The sequence below is a fragment of the Pseudomonas sp. CM27 genome (assembly GCF_013179515.1).
GTDB lineage: Bacteria > Pseudomonadota > Gammaproteobacteria > Pseudomonadales > Pseudomonadaceae > Aquipseudomonas.
The window spans coordinates 1-18,102 of record NZ_JABMCN010000114.1 but is presented as its reverse complement, the minus strand read 5'-3'; the positions used below and the strand labels follow the sequence as shown (position 1 = coordinate 18,102).

The window sequence follows — 18,102 nt, the reverse complement described above, 5'->3', positions numbered from 1 at the left end:
CACGCGAGGTGTTCGACATCTATGCGCCGCTGGCGCACCGCCTGGGTATTGGTCACATCAAGTGGGAGCTGGAAGACCTGTCCTTCCGCTACCTCGAACCCGACCAGTACAAGCAGATCGCCAAGCTGCTGCACGAGCGCCGGCTGGACCGCGAGCGCTTCATCAGCGATGTGATGAACCAGCTGCAGAACGAGCTGCTGGCCACCGGCGTCAATGCCGACATCAGCGGCCGGGCGAAACATATCTATTCGATCTGGCGCAAGATGCAGCGCAAAGGCCTGGAATTCAGCCAGATCTACGATGTGCGCGCCGTGCGCGTGCTGGTCCCGGAAATCCGCGACTGTTACACCGCGCTGGGCATCGTGCACACCCTGTGGCGGCATATCCCCAAGGAGTTCGACGACTACATCGCCAACCCCAAGGAGAACGGCTACCGCTCGCTGCACACCGCAGTCATCGGCCCCGAGGGCAAGGTGCTGGAGGTGCAGATCCGCACCCACGGCATGCACGAAGAAGCGGAGCTGGGGGTGTGCGCGCACTGGCGCTACAAGGGCACCGACGTCAAGCCCAGCTCCAACCATTACGAAGAAAAGATCTCCTGGCTGCGCCAGGTGCTGGAATGGCACGAGGAGCTGGGCGACATCGGTGGCCTGGCCGAGCAGCTGCGGGTCGACATCGAGCCGGACCGGGTCTATGTGTTTACCCCGGACGGCCACGCCATCGACTTGCCCAAGGGGGCCACGCCGCTGGACTTCGCCTACCGCGTGCACACCGAGATCGGTCACAACTGCCGCGGCGCCAAGATCAACGGGCGCATCGTGCCGCTCAATTACAGCCTGCAGACTGGCGAGCAGGTGGAGATCATCACCAGCAAGCACGGCAACCCCAGCCGTGACTGGTTGAACTCCAACCTGGGTTATGTCACCACCTCGCGGGCGCGGGCCAAGATCGTGCACTGGTTCAAGCTGCAGGCGCGCGACCAGAACGTCGCCGCCGGCAAGACCTTGCTCGAGCGCGAGCTCAGCCGGCTGGGCCTGCCGCAGGTGGACTTCGAGCGCCTGGCCGAAAAGACCAACGTCAAGACCGCCGAGGACATGTTCGCCTCGCTCGGCGCCGGCGACCTGCGCCTTGCCCACCTGGTCAATGCCGCCCAGCAGTTGCTGGAGCCCGACCGCATCGAGCAGATCGAACTGGTACCGCGCAAGCCCACCGGGCCGCGTACCGGCAAGCGTGGAGACATCCAGATCCAGGGTGTTGGCAACCTGCTGACGCAAATGGCCGGCTGCTGCCAGCCGCTGCCCGGCGACGCCATTGTCGGCTACATCACCCAGGGCCGCGGCGTGAGCATTCACCGCCAGGACTGCGCCTCGGTACTGCAGCTGGCCGGCAAGGAGCCGGAGCGCATGATCCAGGTCAGCTGGGGGCCGATTCCGGTGCAGACCTACCCGGTCGACATCGTCATCCGCGCCTACGACCGCCCCGGCCTGCTGCGCGACGTGTCGCAGGTACTGCTGAACGAGAAGATCAACGTGCTGGCGGTGAACACCCGCTCGAACAAGGAAGACAACACCGCGCTGATGTCGCTGACCATCGAGATTCCGGGCCTGGACGCCCTTGGGCGCCTGCTGGGGCGGATCTCGCAGCTGCCGAACATCATCGAGACGCGGCGTAACCGTACCCCTTGAGACCGCGGCGCCTGCTTTGCCGGTAAACCCGCTCCCGCACCTGTGGGAGCAGGTTTACCCGCGAAGAAGCCACCACCGAAGGACCTGCCTGAATGACCTACACCCTCGACGACCTGCTGCACCTCATGGCCCGCCTGCGCGACCCGCAATACGGCTGCCCATGGGACCTGAAGCAGAACTACGCGAGCATCGTCCCGCATACCATCGAAGAGGCCTACGAAGTCGCCGACACCATCGAACGCGGCGATTTCGAGCACCTGCAGGGCGAGCTGGGCGACTTGTTGTTTCAGGTGGTCTACTACAGCCAGCTGGCCCGGGAGGAGGGGCGTTTCGAGTTTGATGGCGTGGTCGACAGCATCACCCGCAAACTCATCCGCCGCCATCCGCATGTCTTCCCCACCGGCGAGCTCTACGCCCCGGTGGATACCCCCAGCCTGAGCGAAGCCCAGGTCAAGTCACGCTGGGAAGAGATCAAGGCCGAAGAACGCGCCGAAAAAAGCCAGCCCGAACAGCTCTCGCTGCTCGACGATGTGCCGGCAGCCTTGCCGGCGCTGTCGCGGGCAGCCAAACTGCAAAAACGCGCGGCCACGGTCGGCTTCGACTGGCCAGCGGCCTTGCCGGTGCTGGACAAGGTGCGCGAAGAGCTGGATGAAGTGCTTCAGGCCATGGCCGATGGCGACGCCGATGCGTTGGAAGATGAAGTCGGTGACCTGCTGTTTGCCGCCGTCAACCTGGCCAGGCACCTCAAGCAGGACCCGGAAAATGCCCTACGCCGCGCCAACCGCAAGTTCGAGCGGCGTTTTCGCTTTATCGAACAGGCATTGCGCGACAGTGGCCGCCCCATTGAAGATTGTAGCCTTGACGAGCTGGACGCCCTTTGGGGTGAAGCCAAACGTCAGGAAAAGAACCTGCCCAGCTGCGGCTGAGCTGTTGCATAAGTGAGTGAACATTCATGAGCCTTTCCCTTCGCGACCAATTGCTCAAAGCCGGTCTGGTCAACCAGAAACAGGTTTCTCAGGCCACCAAGGCCGAGAAGAAACAGAAACGCCTGGAACACAAGGGCCAGGTCGAGGTGGACGACAGTCAGCAGCGCCTGGCCAAGGAAGCCATGGCCGAAAAAGCCAAGCGTGACCAGGAGCTGAACCGCCAGCAGCAGGAAAAGGCCGAGCAGAAGGCCCGTGCCGCGCAGATCAAGCAACTGATCGAAGCTACCCGCCTGCCCAAGCTCAATACCGAGGACTACTACAACTTCGTCGACGACAAGAAGGTCAAGCGCATCGCCGTCAACGCCCTGATGCGTACCCGGCTGAGCAACGGTGCATTGGCTGTGGTGGGCCATGGTGGTGGTTACGAGGTGATTCCGCGAGAAGCGGCAGTGAAGATCCAGGAGCGTGACCCTGGTCGCATCCTGTTGCTCAACACCCATGTCGAGGAAGCGGACGAGGACGACCCGTACGCGGCCTACAAGATCCCTGACGATCTGATGTGGTAAGCACGAAAAACCCCGCCTTGGCGGGGTTTTTCTTTTGAAGGCTGGGTCATTGCGTTGAAAGCCCGGTCATTGCGTGGTGCGCTGGTTTTCCAGGTCTTCCAGTTCTACGCGGTACTGATGCGCTTCGTGCTCATTGTGGAACATGCCCACCAGCTGGCCTTGCTGGTGCACATCCCAGATCCGCACGCCAGCGGCCAGGCCTTCGTGGGACATTTTCGATTCGTCGCGTTCGGTTACTTGGACTGTCATCGGTAAACTCCACTTCTTCAGTTGGCTGCGACACTGTGTCGCACACCTTCTTTATAGAGTTTGTTAGCAGGCTAAGTAAATAAAACAGGCATGAAACAAGTTTCATGTAGGCCGCCCAGCCATGAAAAAGCCCCGTACTGGGCGGGGCTTCAGGTGTTGCTGGCAGGGCAGTATCAGTTGCCTTTCACCGGCTTGCCATCGACCGTGCCATCCTGCAGCACGATCACGTACTCCTTGCCATCGGTCTCCACCTGGCGCAGTTGCACCAGCAAGTAGTCCCAGCTCTTGGCAAACCACAGCTCGGTGATGCGTTTGCTCTGGCTTGGGTCGCGCACGCGCTCGACCTTTACCGCATCGACCTGGCCGGTCTTGGTGGTGACCTTTTCGGTACCCAGTACGCGGAAGTCGTAGGTGTCGATCTCGTCACCATCAACCACCTGGTAAGTCATGCTCTTCTTGCCAGCGGCCACATCATGCTGCAGCGCCAGCTGATAAGACGACTTGTCCAGCACGCCGCGGTTCAGCGGCAGGCTGACGGCATCGCCACGGTCACTGCCAGTGACCTTCTTGGCGGTCCAGTCGAAATTGAGGTCGACCTTCTTGGCCTTGCCCAGGCCACCGCGCTCGAAGTGGTACTTCTGCGGCAGCAGAGTGTCGTTTTCCAGGCGCAGGGTACTTTGCTCGGTCAGGCTGGCGATCATCATGGAAGCCTTGAAGTTCAGGTCCCAGGTACCGTTGGCATTCTTGACCAGGCTGCGCTCGGCGGTGCCGCTCATGGGCAGTTGCTTCCAGTCGGCGGTGTAGCTGGCCGAGAACGGCTTCAGATCAGCTGCCTGGAGGGGCAGGGCGAGCACGGCAAGTGCCAAGAGCAGGGCGCGACGCATAAGTTCTCCTAGGATCGAATCAAATGACCGCTGGCGGGCAGCGGCTGGCCATCCAGTAATGCACCCTGTTCACCAAGACGCAAGCGCCCTTCGGCAAACCAGCGCACTGCCAGCGGATAGATCAGATGTTCCTGACAGTGCACCCGCTGAGCCAGGCTTTCGACGGTGTCATCAGACACCAACGGCACCACAGCCTGTACGACCAGTGGCCCGCCATCGAGTTCCTCGGTCACGAAGTGAACGCTGCAGCCATGCTCGGCGTCGCCTGCCTCCAGGGCCCGGCGGTGGGTATGCAGGCCCTTGTATCTGGGCAGCAACGACGGGTGGATATTGAGCAGACGGCCCTGGTAGTGGCGTACGAAGTCGCCACTGAGGATACGCATGAAGCCGGCCAGTACCACCAGGTCCGGGGCAAAGCCGTCGATGCACGCCATTAGCGCGGCATCGAAGGCTTCACGGCCGTCGTAGCGGGTGTGGTCGAGCACGGCGCTGTCGATGCCGGCGGCCGCAGCGCGCTGCAGGCCGTAGGCATCGGCGCGGTTGGACACCACCGCGCGGATGTGCGCCGTGCTGTCCTGGCCCTGGCAACTGTCGATCAGGGCTTGCAGGTTGCTGCCGGAGCCCGACAGCAGTACCACTACATTGCAGGTCTTGCTTGGCATCAGTGTGCCTTGAGGTTCTGCAGCTCGACCTGGGCAGCGCCTTCAGCGGCCTCGGCGATGTGGCCGATCACCCACGGCTGTTCACCGGCGGCGCGCAATTCGTTCAGGGCCGCTTCGACCTGGTCCTGGGCTACGCAGATGACCATGCCGACACCGCAGTTCAGCACGCGGTGCATTTCATGCTCGTCGACGTTGCCTTTTTCCTGCAGGAAGTCGAACACTACCGGGCGCTGCCAGCTGGCCACGTCGACCACGGCCTGGGCGTTTTTCGGCAGGACGCGCGGAATGTTGTCCAGCAGGCCGCCACCGGTGATGTGGGCCATGGCCTTGACGGCGCCGGTGTTCTTGATCAGCTGCAGCAGCGGCTTGACGTAGATGCGGGTCGGGGCCATCAGCAGGTCGGTCAGCGGCTTGCCATCCAGCTGGGTGTTCTCGATGTCGGTAGCGGACACTTCGAGGATTTTGCGGATCAGCGAGTAGCCGTTGGAGTGCGGGCCGGAGGACGGCAGGGCGATCAGCGCGTCGCCGGTGGCAACCTTGGAGCCGTCGATGATCTCGGCCTTTTCCACCACGCCTACGCAGAAGCCGGCCAGGTCGTAATCTTCGCCTTCGTACATGCCTGGCATTTCGGCGGTTTCACCACCGACCAGCGAGCAACCGGCCAGTTCGCAACCGGCGCCGATGCCGGTCACCACGGTGGCGGCTACGTCCACGTTGAGCTTGCCGGTGGCGTAGTAGTCGAGGAAGAACAGTGGCTCGGCACCGCACACAACCAGATCGTTGACGCACATGGCGACCAGGTCCTGGCCGATGCTGTCGTGCTTGTTCAGGTTCAGCGCCAGGCGCAGCTTGGTGCCGACGCCGTCGGTGCCGGAGACCAGCACCGGCTGCTTGTAGCCGGCCGGGATCTCGCAGAGGGCGCCGAAGCCGCCCAGGCCACCCATGACTTCAGGGCGTGCGGTGCGTTTTGCCACGCCCTTGATGCGTTCGACCAGTGCTTCGCCGGCGTCGATGTCTACACCGGCGTCCTTGTAGCTCAGGGAGGGTTGCTTGCTCATTGATCCAGGCCTTTAGGAGGGAGGGATTCTTAAAAACGACCATGACGGCCAAGGCCGGCGGGTGAGCGGCGGCTGCCTGAAACGTCAGTGGTCTGTGAAGGCGCGCGATTTTATCAGGGTTGCCGGGCAGCGGCCATCCTCAGGCCGACGGGCAGGGCATTAAAGTGGGTAAAGGTGAGGCGCTGAACCTCTGAGATCCGACACCTTTCGGATCCAGGCATATCTGCAGCAACCAATCTTTCACCCGCGCGACTGGTTACCTGGCGCCCCCGTGTATAAGGTATAGGCATTGCGGTGAATGGACAGGAACCCTCCATGCGTTTGTTCAACATTCTGGCAGCAGGTTGCCTGGCCCTGATCTCGGCCACTGCCCTGGCTGAAAATGTCTCCGGCCTTTACCAGGTGCGCGAACCGGTCACCGGGCAGGGGGCTGAGGCGCGTACCGCCGCCACTGCCCAGGCCCTTGACACGCTGGTGTTGCGCCTGACCGGCGACCCCAAGGCGGCGCAAAGCCCGGCCCTTGCCGAGCTGCGCAAGGACCCCCAGCAAATCATCAACCAGGTGGGCACCGAAGCCGGCCCACCCGAGTCGGTGCTGGTCGAATTCGACCCTGGCAGTACCGAGCGGGCCCTGCGCAAGGCCGGCCTGGCCCTGTGGGGCAGCAACCGGCCGTCGATCCTTGGCTGGTGGTTGAACGACAGTGTCGAGGGCAGCAGCCTGGTCGGTGACGGCCAGGCCAGCGCCCAGCCCCTGCGCCGTGCCGCCCAGCACCGTGGCTTGCCACTGCGTCTGCCGCTGGCTGACCTGCAGGAACAACTGGTGGCCAATGCCAAGCAGCTCGAAGCCAGCGACCCGGCGCCGCTGCGCCAGGCCGCCGAACGTTACGGCGCCGATGCCTTGCTGGCGGTGCATGCCCAGGAGGCCGACGGCAAGTGGCAGGGCAAGTGGCAGCTGTGGCTGGGCGACCAGCGCGAGCAGGGCAATGCCGAGGGCGCCGACCAGGCGGCGTTGGCCGATGCGGTGATGCTGGCGGTAAGCAGCCGCCTGGCGCCACGCTATGTCACCCGCCCCGGCGCCAGCAGCCAATTGCAGGTGCAGGTGCAGGGGATGAGCCTGCAGCGCTACGCGGAGTTGGCCCGTGTGCTTGAGCCCTATGGCCCACGCCTGCAACTGGCCGAAGGGACCACCCTGACCTATGGCGTCACCGCCAACCGTGAACAGCTGCGTGCCCAGCTTGCCCTGGCCAAGCTGCAGGAGCTGCCGGCAGAGCAAGCCGCGCCCGCGACACCGGCACCAGTTGCCGGGCAAGACCCGGCCGTGCCGGCGCAACCTGCACCCAAGCCGTTCGATGGCCTGCGATTCCGTTGGTAAGGAGCTCCAAAATTGACTGACATGCGTCGCTGGATCTGGCTGGGCGTTGCACTGGTGCTCGCCGTACTGTTGTACAGCTTGCACAACATTCTCACGCCCTTCCTGATCGGCATTCTCCTGGCGTACCTGGCCGACCCCCTGGTCGACTGGCTTGAGCGCCGGGGGTTGTCACGCACCTGGGGGGTGGTAGTGGTGTTCGGCCTCTTCACTCTGCTGTTCATGGCCCTGTTGCTGGTGCTGGTGCCAATGCTGGCCAAGCAGCTGGTGCGTTTGTACGAGCTGGCGCCGCAGATGCTCGACTGGTTGCAGCATGTGGCGCTGCCCTGGGTGCAACACCGGTTGGGGCTGGCCGATGGTTTCTGGAAGTTCGACAAGATCAAGGCGGCCATCAGCGAACACATGGGGCAGACCACCGACATTGTCGGGGTGGTATTGTCACAGGCGACGGCGTCGAGCCTGGCGCTGATGGCCTGGCTGGCCAACATGGTCCTGATTCCGGTCGTGGGGTTCTATCTGCTACGTGACTGGGACCTGATGATGGCCAAGCTGCGCAGCTTGCTGCCACGCCAGCATGAGGAAGATGTGGTCGGCCTGGCGGGCGAATGCCATGAAGTACTTGGGGCGTTCGTGCGCGGCCAGCTGATGGTGATGGTGGCCTTGGGGTTCATCTATTCTGCCGGGCTGATGCTGGTGGGGCTGGAGCTGGGGCTGCTGATCGGCATGCTCGCGGGCCTTGCGGCCATCGTTCCTTATATGGGCTTCATCATCGGCATTGGTGCAGCGCTGGTGGCCGGCCTGTTCCAGTTCGGCGGCGATTTGTACCCGATGCTGGGCATTGTTGCCGTGTTCATGGTCGGGCAGGCGCTGGAGGGCATGGTGCTGACGCCGTTGCTGGTGGGCGACCGCATCGGGCTGCATCCGGTGGCAGTGATCTTTGCCATCCTTGCCGGCGGTGAGCTGTTCGGGTTTACCGGGGTCTTGCTGGCGTTGCCGGTGGCCGCGGTGATCATGGTGCTGCTGCGGCATGTGCATGATTTGTACAAGGAATCGGATATGTATGCCGGGGATGTGGACCCGGAATTGTGATGCCATATACTTCCGACCCACCCCAAAACCCGCAACCTGTTGATTTTCCTTGCGCTATCCGATGCCGTGATTGTGCACCCAGCGCTGCGGGTATAGACTTTGCACATTGTTCACCAAAGGCCCCCTGCGGTCCTGCCGACCGCCCGCGAGCATGAAACCACCGATCCAGTTGCCCCTGGGTGTGCGCCTGCGCGATGACGCCACCTTCATCAACTACTATCCGGGCGCCAATGCTGCGGCATTGGGCTACGTCGAGCGGCTATGCGAAGCCGACGCCGGCTGGACCGAGAGCCTTATCTACCTGTGGGGCAAGCAGGGTGTTGGCCGTAGCCACCTGCTGCAGGCTGCCACCCACCGCTTTCAGCAGCGCGGCGAGCCCGCGGTCTACCTGCCCTTGGCACAACTGCTCGAGCGCGGTGTAGAGCTGCTCGACTACCTGGCCCAGTATGAACTGGTGTGCATCGACGACCTGCACGTGATCGCCGGCAAGGCAGACTGGGAAGAGGCCATGTTCCACCTGTTCAACCGCCTGCGTGACAGCGGCCGACGCCTGTTGCTGGCAGCCTCGGCTTCGCCACGCGAACTGCCGATCAAGTTGCCGGACCTCAAGTCGCGGTTGACCCTGGCCCTGGTGTTCCAGATGCGTGGCCTGTCCGACGAAGACAAGCTGCGCGCCCTGCAGCTGCGTGCCTCGCGCCGTGGCCTGCACCTCACCGACGAAGTCGGTCACTTCATCCTTACCCGTGGCGCGCGCAGCATGAGTGCGCTGTTCGACCTGCTCGAGCGCCTCGACCAGGCCTCGCTGCAGGCACAGCGCAAGCTCACCATCCCTTTTCTCAAGGAAACCCTCGGCTGGTAACCCCCTGAAAACCTTGGGCCAGAGCGGCAAAACGAAAAAGTCACATGTTTTTCGATAAAATTTGCAAATGGCCATGATAGAGGGCATAGTTTCCCCCTTCTAAAGGATTACAGACACGGTCGTGCCCATGCTGAAGCGCTTCGCACCCCTCGTGCCACTCGCACTCGTGACCCTGCTTTTTGGCTGCGCGGCCCATGGCCCGGCTTCTCAATCAGCACCTCAGGATCACACCCCGATCGCCGCACAGTCGGCGGTCAAGGCCAAAGCCTCGACCTCGTCGGTTTTCGGCGAACCGGAAGAGCTGGCCACTGAAGATGACCTGGAGGTCTTCTCCAGCAGCAGCAAGCCTTACCAGCTGCCAGTACTGGCGGACAGCATTCTCGAGCGTGGCATGTCGTTGATCGGTACCCGCTACCGCTTCGGTGGTACCTCGGAAAAGTCCGGCTTCGACTGCAGCGGTTTCATCGGCTACCTGTTCCGCGAAGAGGCGGGCGTGACCCTGCCACGCTCCACGCGTGAAATGATCAACGTCGATGCCCCGAAAGTGGCACGCAACAAGCTCAAGCCGGGTGATCTGCTGTTCTTCAGCACCAATGGCCGCGGTCGCGTCAGCCATGCCGGCATCTACCTGGGTGACAACCAGTTCATCCACTCCAGCAGCCGCCGCAGCGGTGGCGTGCGCATCGACAGCCTCGGTGACCGCTACTGGAGCAAGACCTTCATCGAAGCCAAGCGCGCCTTGGCCATGGCGCCGACCAACATCGCGCGCAACTGATGAAACGGATGCACCCGCCACGGCGGCGATGCTTTGAAAAAAGCTCGCCGCCGTGCGCATTTACAGAAGTCGTCTAATCTGAATTCTCAACTCTTTTCGGCTGCGGTTCAGCAGTCTCGGACAGGATGGTCTGGCCATGATAAAGATGGCGCGCTTTGCATTTCTCTCCCTGGCGGCCTTGCTGGCTGCCTGCTCCAGCCGCGCGCCCGCGCCGGCGCCTGTGGTGCAGCCGCAGGTCAGCTACAGTCAGCCCAGCCCTTCGCCCATTGCCGATGACGTGCTGATCCGTGCCATCGGTCTGGTAGGCACGCCTTATCGCTGGGGCGGCAACACCCCGGACTCCGGTTTTGATTGCAGTGGCCTGATCAAGTATGTGTACCGTGATGCTGCCGGCATCAGCCTGCCGCGTTCGACGCGGGAGATGATCGTCATGCGTGCGCCGACGGTGGACGCCAAGTCGCTGCAGTCCGGTGACCTGGTGTTCTTTGCCACCAGCGGCGGCTCGCAGGTCAGCCATGCGGGTATCTATGTAGGTGAGGGGCGCTTTGTCCATGCTCCTTCCACTGGCGGCACGGTTCGCCTGGATTACCTGTCCAACAGCTATTGGGCGAAGGCATACCTGGAAGCCAAGCGGGTGATCCCGGCAGGGCATCTTGCACAGAATCCTTAACCCGGTGCCATCGCCGGCATGCCGGCGACAGCCCGCGGTTTTGCTTCAGTGCAGCCTGCTGATTCGCCAGACCACATTGCCCACGTCATCCGCCACCAGCACGCCCCCGCGACCGTCGTTGGTCACGCCTACGGGTCGGCCCATGGCATTGCCGCTGCCATCGACAAACCCCGTCAGCAGGTCGACAGGCTGCCCCGATGGTTTGCCGGCAGCGTTGAACGGCACGAAAATCACCTTGTAGCCGCTGTGTGGCTTGCGGTTCCACGAGCCGTGCTGGCCCACCAGTGCCCCCTGGTTGAAGGGCGGCGGCAAAGCGTCGGGGGCGGCGAATGCCAACCCGAGTGATGCGGTGTGTGGGCCTACCGCATAATCCGGCACCCGTGCCTGGGCCACCTTTTGCGGGTTCTGCGGTTGCACCCGGGTGTCTACATGCTGCCCGTAGTAACTGTAGGGCCAGCCATAGAAGCCGCCGTCCTGCACCGATGTGATGTAGTCCGGCACCAGGTCGCTGCCAATTTCGTCGCGCTCGTTCACAGCGGTCCACAATGCCCCGCTGTGTGGTTCCCAGGCCAGCCCGTTGGGGTTGCGCAGGCCGGTGGCGTACAGCCGGTGCTGGCCGCTGGCCGGGTCAACTTCCCAGATGGCCGCCCGGCCTTGCTCTTTGTCCATGCCGTTTTCTCCCACATTGCTGTTGGAGCCAACCGTCACATAGAGTTTTTTACCGTCGCGGCTAGCCACCACGTTCTTGGTCCAGTGGTGGTTCAGCGGACCGCCTGGCAGCTCGACCACCGGCTGCCCTTTTTCACCTATCTGCAAAGCCCCCGGCTGGTAGTGAAAGCGCAACAGCCTGTCGGTGTCGGCGACGTACAGGTCATTGCCAACCAAGGCCATGCCGAACGGGGAGTTGAGCCCTTCGATAAACGGTGTGCGCAGTTCTGCGACACCATCATGGTCGGCATCGCGCAACAGGGTGATACGGTTGGCGCTGGGCACCGCTGCGCCTGCGCGTTGCATTGCCTTGCCCATGAACCATCCGCGTATGCCCTTGCCATCTTCGGGTTTGGGCGGTGCATTGGTTTCTGCCACCAGCACATCGCCGTTGGGCAGCACGTACAACCAGCGCGGATGGTCGAGCTTGTCGGCAAACGCCACCACTTGCGTGCCTGCTGCGGCCGTGGGTTTGCCGCCCTGCGGCCAGCCGATCGCCGGGGCAACGTTTACGGTGGGAATCAGGGACTTTCTAGGGGCGGGCAATTGCGGCGTCGGGCCGCTGCCCTGGTCCACATTCAACAGGGCTGTTTCGCCACAGCCGGCCAGGCATGCCGCGATTGTCAGTGCAGTGAGGGTGCGGGTTCGGTTCATGTGCGCTGCTCTGCAGGGAGTCTTTTGCATTCAGAACTCGCTGCTGCACGTTGGGTTCAGTCAGGCAGGGTCACCTACCGCGCTCAGATATATCTACCGCCGCCAGGGGTGTGCAGCTGACGAACATTTCGTTTCCGGCATCTATCAGGAAACGACCATGTACGACCTGCAACAGGCAATGCTGCATAACCTTCGAGTGCTGGGGGCTGGTCATGAGCTGGCGCAGTTGGCGCGGGATTTTGTTCGCGAGTACCCCGACCCCTACCGGTTGGCCCGCGACCATGCCAGTGCCATCGTGCGCCAGCACACGAAAAAAGACTGGGATCCGGACCGTGTCTGGTGGCACCAGTTCACGGGTGCCAGTTCCAGCAGCCGCAGTTTCAACGGTTGGGCGCACAGCGGCCCCCCGGTCAAGTCGCTGCGCCTGACCGAGCTGGTGATCGAGCGTTTCGACCTGGGCTTTCAGGACGCCACCGATGAGCTCGACCTGTACGGTGGCTTCTACCGACAGGGCCCCCATGCCCCCTGGTTCGATGAACGTAACGAAGTGCCGATGCTGGCGCGCGATGTACAGCGCGACTTCTGGAAGCTGGATTTTGCCCAGGTCGTGCGCCAGCAGGTTAATGACTTCTGGGTTGCCCATGCGGGCGACTTTCAGGTGTTGGCCAAGGTCAACCTGATGGGTGAATGCGCGCGAGCGCTGCGCGAAGGCAGCATCACTGGCGACGATGCCTCGCAACTGCGAAGCCTGGTGAATATCGGCTTGAAGCCCCAAGGCAGCGTGCCGACCCTGGCACAACTGCGTCAGCCGACTGGGGCCAGCGAAATAGCCGTCAGCGCCTGCCACCCCGCAGGGGCTGGGCGGGTGTGGATGTATGTGCTGTCGCTACCACACGGGCGAACCGTGCTTTACCTGCCTTTCGATGAACAGACACTGCGCGGCTTTGACTCACCGGAAGCGATGGCCGGATGGTTCAGCGCCCAGCTGCGTAGCAAGGCGGGGGTGCAGCGTGTACTGGCGGGCATCGTCACAGACCCGCAGTTGACGGTGGAAACGGATGATGCACGAGAGGCCCTGCAGACCATTGCAGATAGCCCGGGGGGGCACGAGGCGCTGGGCCTGCTGGCGCGTTCATACAGGCCTGTTTCAGGTGATTTCTTCGCCCACCTGGGGAAGGACGCTGCGCAGAACATGAGGCACAACGCTGAAATGCTGGTGGACAACCACCGGTTGCGGGAAGGAATGTTCAGCGGCTATGTCGATGTGTTGTTACGGTTCTCGTTCTACTTTGCGCCGCTATGCCCAAGCCTGCCGCTGGCGATTCTGGGCCTGTCGCTTGCCAAGCTGTATGTAGATATCGACCAGGGCCTGCATGCCCGTACCCGCGAGGGCCGCGAGGCAGCGCTGGGGGCAGCGATATTCGACAGTATCTTCGCGGCCTTGGGCATGGTCGAGGTCGACGCCAAGACTGCGAGCACGCTCAGAGCCCTGTCGTATCGACCCGCATTTCACGAGGCAGAGGCTTCACTGGCCGGCTGGCAAGTGGCACCCGCGCCTGAACAGGTGCTGGAGGGGCAGGAGGCCAATGTACTGCTGGCGGGCAAGCCGCTTGGCGCCGACGAGCTCAAGGGCATCCGGCTTGGCGCCAATGGCGAATGCTGGATTGACCTGGGTGGCCTGCCGTACCGGGTGCGCTACAGCAGCGAGCTCGAGCACTGGCTGGTGGTTGACCCGGACAACCCGTTCGCCTTCAGCCCCATACGCCCGGTGCGCCTGTCAGGTAGTGGCGAATGGGAGATGCTCGAACCGCCGCGGCTGACGGGTGGGGCCCCTGACGACGGCTTGGCAAGTGAGACATCGCCATTCTGGGACGAGTACATGCGCAGTAACCAGCAGCGTAGTGCTGCAATTTCCACTGAGGCGTTCTTGCGGCATCAGGCGCTGCTGGATTCAGCGGATATCGCCTTGGTGCCTGACGGGGGCGATCCGTTATCCGATTCCCAGGGATACGAATACGTCGAGTACGAGGGGCAGGCGCATTACACCTACCGGGAGGGCGCGGGCTACAACAACAGCCTGATCGAGGTCTACACGCATGATGATTCGATCAACAGTTTCCTGCGTGAGGGGCAGCGAACCAGCTCGTCGGTCCGCTACCTGAACAAGCTTGCAACCAGTATGGAGCGCCTGCCCCGGGATGCTGCAGTCCCCCTTTACCGCGGCGGGCACGGGGTACGAGGCACCAGTGGCGTGCATTTTCGCAGTGGGCGTTTCAAGGTAGGCGATACATTGGTCAACACCGATCTCTCATCCTTCACCGAAAACCCATACATGATGCGCAAGTTCGCCGCCGACCCGGATGACATGGCCAGTACGGGGGAACTCGGTGTGTTCGATGAAAGTTCAGTGGTGTTCGAACTACCTGCTGGCGCGTATTCGAGTGGCGTTCCGGTCACGGCGTTCTCTGCCTACAAGGAGGAAGCCGAAACCTTGTTCATGCCTGGCGCCTATTTCCAGATCGAGCATATAGGCCAGATCACCGGGGCGGACTACCGCTTTGTCAATGTCCGGTTGCGCCAGGTACCCAAGCCGGCTTCAGGTCCGGTGTATGACTTGCGCACTGGCGTGGTGTTTGCCAGGGACGCCTACCTCCAGCGCCTGGGTAGCCCGCAGTTGGTCGATCGTTTCTTCCCGGCCTGATCTTGTGGCCGTCCCGCTGCTCAGGCTTGTTTGAGCAGCAGCGCCACCCCCGGGAAGTACTGGCCTTGCTCGTTGTGCAGCTTGCGATAGGCATACGGGAAGTACCAGGCGATGGCGCAGGCGGTATGCGTTTTCAGGTCGTCGACCAGGTCCTGCAGTTCTTCGGGGCTGGCGTGCTGGCCTGCTTTCCAGGGGCTGATGAACAGCGCCGCCGCCTTCAACTGGCTCGGGTAGGCCACCTGTCGGGCGAGGGCGGCGGTCTGTTGCAGGGCGCCAGCCATGTCCAGCCGGCCGACCTTCGGCCAGCGCTGGCTTGTACTGAGGTACAGGGCCTCCTCGGCGCTGATGATCGACAGGTCGCAACGCCCTTCGTTTTCGCCTTCGTCGCGCTGCTTCTTGCCGGCGAACTGCTGCAATGCTGCCAGCTCGGCCTGCCAGGCGGCCGCTGCCAGCAGCCCGACGTTGGCAGCGGCGCCGTGCCAGTAAGGGGCTTCAGCATCGCCGGCAAACTGGTTGAAGCGGTCGATGCAGTCGACCCAGCGCTCCAGCACGGGGCTGAGAAACTCCAGGCGCGGGTTGTTGATGATCTGGCCTCGCATGCTGCGCTCTCCTGTTGCAGGTGTGTTCCCATTCACTCGCGGGTGATGGCTATGAGCTATCACTGGGTTGAGTGTGGCACACCTTGGGGATTTGGCCATTGCGCGGTGGCGTGCCTGTTCGACCGCAATGGTCCCGGTTCGATTGACGCTCAGGGTGCAACCCTCTAACCTTCGCGCGTGTTTCAGGTGCCCTGCCAGCCTCGACCTGGCAGGGTGAAACTGGGAAGCCGGTGGGCGCCAGCAGGGCGCGATTCCGGCGCTGCCCCCGCAACGGTAGGTGAGTCGCGGCCGCGCAGGGCCACTGGGTGCCAGCACCCGGGAAGGCGCGCAGGCCCGGGCCAAGGCCCGCTCACAAGCCCGGAGACCGGCCTGAAACTGCCAACGGCATCACGGAGGGTGATGCGCGGTGCACCGTGGCCTGCGGCCGCGGCCCCTGCGCGTTCTCCGTTTGCCTGCCTATTACCTGCCGTCGCGCGTTGCCGTGGCGCCAGCCAGCGGAGAACCCTGATGAGCGAACCCACCGAACGCGACGAACGCCACCTGGCGCGCATGCAGCGCAAGAAGGCGATCATCGACGAACGTATCGCCAATTCCCCCAACGAATGCGGCCTGTTGCTGGTGCTGACCGGCAATGGCAAGGGCAAGAGCAGCTCGGCCTTCGGTATGCTCGCGCGCGCCCTGGGCCATGGCATGCAGTGTGGCGTGGTGCAGTTCATCAAGGGCCGTAACAGCACCGGTGAGGAGCTGTTCTTCCGGCGTTTCCCCGAGCAGGTGCGCTACCACGTGATGGGCGAAGGCTTTACCTGGGAGACCCAGGACCGCCAGCGTGATATCGCCGCCGCCGAAGCGGCCTGGGCCGTTTCGCGCCAGTTGCTGCAGGACCCGAGCGTGCAGTTCGTGGTACTGGATGAGCTGAACATCGCTCTCAAGCATGGCTATCTCGACCTTGACCAGGTGCTTTCCGACATCCAGGCCCGTCCGCCCATGCAGCATGTGATCGTCACCGGCCGTGCGGCCAAGCCCGAGATGATCGAGCTGGCGGACACAGTGACCGAAATGGGCATGCTCAAGCACGCCTTTCAGGCCGGGATCCGCGCACAAAAGGGCGTAGAACTGTGAACCAGCCCCGTCATTGCCCCGCCGTGTTGATCGCGGCACCGGCCTCGGGCCAGGGCAAGACCACCGTTACTGCTGCGTTGGCCCGCTTGCACCGTAACCACGGGCGCAAGGTGCGGGTGTTCAAATGCGGGCCAGATTTTCTCGATCCGATGATTCTGGAACGTGCCAGCGGTGCGCCGGTTTATCAACTGGATTTGTGGATGATCGGTGCCGAGGAAAGCCGCCGCCTGTTGTGGCAAGCCGCAGGTGACGCCGACCTGATCCTGATCGAAGGGGTAATGGGGCTGTTCGACGGCACGCCGTCCAGCGCCGACCTGGCGCGCCACTTTGGCGTGCCGGTGCTGGCGGTGATCGATGGCACGGCCATGGCTCAGACCTTCGGCGCATTGGCCCTGGGCCTGGCACGTTACCAGGCCGACCTGCCATTCGCCGGCGTGCTGGCCAACCGTGTCGGCAGCCTGCGCCACGCGCAACTGCTGGAGGGCAGCCTGACCGAAGGCTTGCGCTGGTACGGTGGCTTGTCGCGCGAGCGTGGCATCGAACTGCCCAGCCGTCACCTGGGCCTGGTCCAGGCCAGCGAGCTGAACGACCTCGACGCACGCCTGGACGCCGCCGCCGAGGCGCTGGGCGCCAGTTGCGATGCTGCCTTGCCGCCGCCAGTGGCCTTTGCCGCGCCCGAGCCACAAGCCAGTGCTGCCTTGCTGGCCGGCGTGCGTATTGGTGTCGCACGGGACGAAGCCTTTGCCTTCACCTATGGCGCCAACCTCGAACTGCTGCGCAACCAGGGTGCACACCTGGAATTTTTCTCGCCGCTGCATGACCGCGAATTGCCTGCGGTCGACAGCCTCTACCTGCCGGGCGGCTACCCTGAACTGCACCACCACGCCCTGGCTGCCAACGCGCCGATGTGCGAGGCGATCCGTGCCCATCACGCCCAGGGAAAACCGCTGCTGGCAGAGTGCGGCGGCATGCTGTACCTGCTTGATGCCCTGACCGATGTGGCAGGCGAACGTGCCGAACTGCTCGGCCTGCTGCCCGGCGAGGCAACCATGCAGAAGCGCCTGGCAGCGCTGGCCCTGCAAGCAGTGGCGCTGCCGGAAGGCACCCTGCGTGGCCACACCTATCACCACTCGCTGACCAGCACCACGCAGGAACCGATCGCTCGCGGCCTGAGCCCCAACGGCGGGCGGGGCAATGAAGCGGTGTATCGCCTGGGGCGGCTGACGGCTTCCTACGTGCACTTCTACTTCCCCTCCAACCCGGACGCGGCGGCGGCGCTGTTGCGACCATGAGCCAGCACGCCTTCAGCGACGCCGAGCGCGCCGCCATTTACCGGGCCATCGGCGAGCGCCGCGACATGCGCCATTTCGCCGCTGGCGAGGTAGCGCCGCAACTGCTTGGCCGCCTGCTGGCTGCCGCGCACCAGGCACCCAGTGTCGGGCTGATGCAGCCCTGGCGCTTCATCCGCATTACCCAGCGTGACCTGCGTACACGTATCCAGGCACTGGTGGAGGCGGAGCGAGTGCGTAC

18 protein-coding genes and 1 riboswitch are annotated in these 18,102 nt (G+C 63.4%); of the genes, 12 read left to right on the top strand and 6 right to left on the bottom strand.

Features of this window, described 5'->3' with window-relative positions:
* The 3 genes from relA to HP547_RS15555 form a co-directional block, all read left to right on the top strand.
* The coding region (gene relA / locus HP547_RS15565; protein WP_172286749.1) for a GTP diphosphokinase at positions 1-1,685 on the top strand (1,685 nt) is incomplete at its 5' end.
* A 92-nt stretch (positions 1,686-1,777) separates the two neighbouring features.
* Complete coding sequence (gene mazG / locus HP547_RS15560) at positions 1,778-2,611, top strand: nucleoside triphosphate pyrophosphohydrolase (protein ID WP_172229551.1); 834 nt, start codon at positions 1,778-1,780, stop codon at positions 2,609-2,611.
* Between the two features lie 26 nt (positions 2,612-2,637).
* A complete protein-coding gene (locus tag HP547_RS15555) occupies positions 2,638-3,177 on the top strand; it encodes a DUF2058 domain-containing protein (protein ID WP_172229549.1) in 540 nt (179 codons plus the stop codon).
* Positions 3,178-3,243: 66 nt separating this feature from the next.
* Here HP547_RS15555 and HP547_RS15550 read toward each other — a convergent pair whose 3' ends face one another.
* The 4 genes from HP547_RS15550 to purM all read right to left on the bottom strand — a co-directional run bounded on the left by HP547_RS15550 (position 3,244) and on the right by purM (position 6,030).
* Positions 3,244-3,426 carry a hypothetical protein gene (locus HP547_RS15550; protein ID WP_012270943.1) on the bottom strand — a complete coding sequence of 61 codons (183 nt, stop codon included), beginning with the start codon at positions 3,424-3,426 and terminating at the stop codon, positions 3,244-3,246.
* A 173-nt stretch (positions 3,427-3,599) separates the two neighbouring features.
* Entirely contained in the window at positions 3,600-4,310 is a 711-nt protein-coding gene (locus HP547_RS15545) for a DUF3108 domain-containing protein (RefSeq protein ID WP_172229545.1), read from the bottom strand.
* A gap of 8 nt (positions 4,311-4,318) precedes the next feature.
* Positions 4,319-4,972, bottom strand: coding sequence for a phosphoribosylglycinamide formyltransferase (gene purN, locus HP547_RS15540; RefSeq protein WP_172229543.1), 654 nt, complete (start codon positions 4,970-4,972; stop codon positions 4,319-4,321).
* Positions 4,972-6,030, bottom strand: coding sequence for a phosphoribosylformylglycinamidine cyclo-ligase (purM, locus tag HP547_RS15535; protein ID WP_016485267.1), 1,059 nt, complete (start codon positions 6,028-6,030; stop codon positions 4,972-4,974). The genes purN and purM overlap by 1 nt, the downstream gene beginning before the upstream one ends.
* Before the next feature lie 315 nt (positions 6,031-6,345).
* Here purM and HP547_RS15530 point away from each other — a divergent pair, with 315 nt between their 5' ends.
* The 5 genes from HP547_RS15530 (at position 6,346) to HP547_RS15510 (ending at position 10,791) form a co-directional block, all read left to right on the top strand.
* The gene (locus HP547_RS15530; protein WP_172286748.1) at positions 6,346-7,401 is read left to right on the top strand and encodes a DUF2066 domain-containing protein; all 1,056 of its coding nucleotides are present in this window, start codon (positions 6,346-6,348) and stop codon (positions 7,399-7,401) included.
* Between the two features lie 12 nt (positions 7,402-7,413).
* Positions 7,414-8,487 (top strand): AI-2E family transporter, encoded by a 1,074-nt coding sequence (locus tag HP547_RS15525; protein WP_172286747.1) that lies wholly within the window; start codon positions 7,414-7,416, stop codon positions 8,485-8,487.
* A 151-nt stretch (positions 8,488-8,638) separates the two neighbouring features.
* On the top strand, positions 8,639-9,346 hold the full coding sequence (hda, locus tag HP547_RS15520; protein ID WP_056796562.1) for a DnaA regulatory inactivator Hda: 708 nt from the start codon (positions 8,639-8,641) through the stop codon (positions 9,344-9,346).
* A gap of 127 nt (positions 9,347-9,473) precedes the next feature.
* Positions 9,474-10,121 (top strand): C40 family peptidase, encoded by a 648-nt coding sequence (locus HP547_RS15515; RefSeq protein ID WP_172230642.1) that lies wholly within the window; start codon positions 9,474-9,476, stop codon positions 10,119-10,121.
* Between the two features lie 136 nt (positions 10,122-10,257).
* Positions 10,258-10,791, top strand: coding sequence for a C40 family peptidase (locus tag HP547_RS15510; protein ID WP_172230639.1), 534 nt, complete (start codon positions 10,258-10,260; stop codon positions 10,789-10,791).
* Between the two features lie 45 nt (positions 10,792-10,836).
* Here HP547_RS15510 and HP547_RS15505 read toward each other — a convergent pair whose 3' ends face one another.
* Positions 10,837-12,153 (bottom strand): sorbosone dehydrogenase family protein, encoded by a 1,317-nt coding sequence (locus HP547_RS15505; protein WP_172286746.1) that lies wholly within the window; start codon positions 12,151-12,153, stop codon positions 10,837-10,839.
* A gap of 157 nt (positions 12,154-12,310) precedes the next feature.
* Here HP547_RS15505 and HP547_RS15500 point away from each other — a divergent pair, with 157 nt between their 5' ends.
* A complete protein-coding gene (locus HP547_RS15500; RefSeq protein ID WP_172286745.1) occupies positions 12,311-14,854 on the top strand; it encodes a dermonecrotic toxin domain-containing protein in 2,544 nt (847 codons plus the stop codon).
* Positions 14,855-14,874: 20 nt separating this feature from the next.
* On the opposite strand, the gene HP547_RS15495 is transcribed toward HP547_RS15500, so the two are convergent.
* Positions 14,875-15,453, bottom strand: coding sequence for a hypothetical protein (locus HP547_RS15495; protein WP_172225415.1), 579 nt, complete (start codon positions 15,451-15,453; stop codon positions 14,875-14,877).
* Positions 15,454-15,620: 167 nt separating this feature from the next.
* A riboswitch (cobalamin riboswitch) is annotated at positions 15,621-15,841 on the top strand.
* A 119-nt stretch (positions 15,842-15,960) separates the two neighbouring features.
* Between HP547_RS15495 and cobO the strand changes: the two genes are divergently transcribed.
* The 3 genes from cobO to HP547_RS15480 form a co-directional block, all read left to right on the top strand.
* Positions 15,961-16,572, top strand: coding sequence for a cob(I)yrinic acid a,c-diamide adenosyltransferase (gene cobO, locus HP547_RS15490; protein ID WP_172225412.1), 612 nt, complete (start codon positions 15,961-15,963; stop codon positions 16,570-16,572).
* Complete coding sequence (locus tag HP547_RS15485; protein ID WP_172225409.1) at positions 16,569-17,864, top strand: cobyrinate a,c-diamide synthase; 1,296 nt, start codon at positions 16,569-16,571, stop codon at positions 17,862-17,864. Before cobO ends, HP547_RS15485 begins: the two co-directional genes overlap by 4 nt.
* Positions 17,861-18,102, top strand: a 242-nt coding sequence (locus HP547_RS15480; RefSeq protein WP_172286744.1) for a nitroreductase family protein, incomplete at its 3' end; no start/stop codon positions are given. The genes HP547_RS15485 and HP547_RS15480, both read left to right, overlap by 4 nt.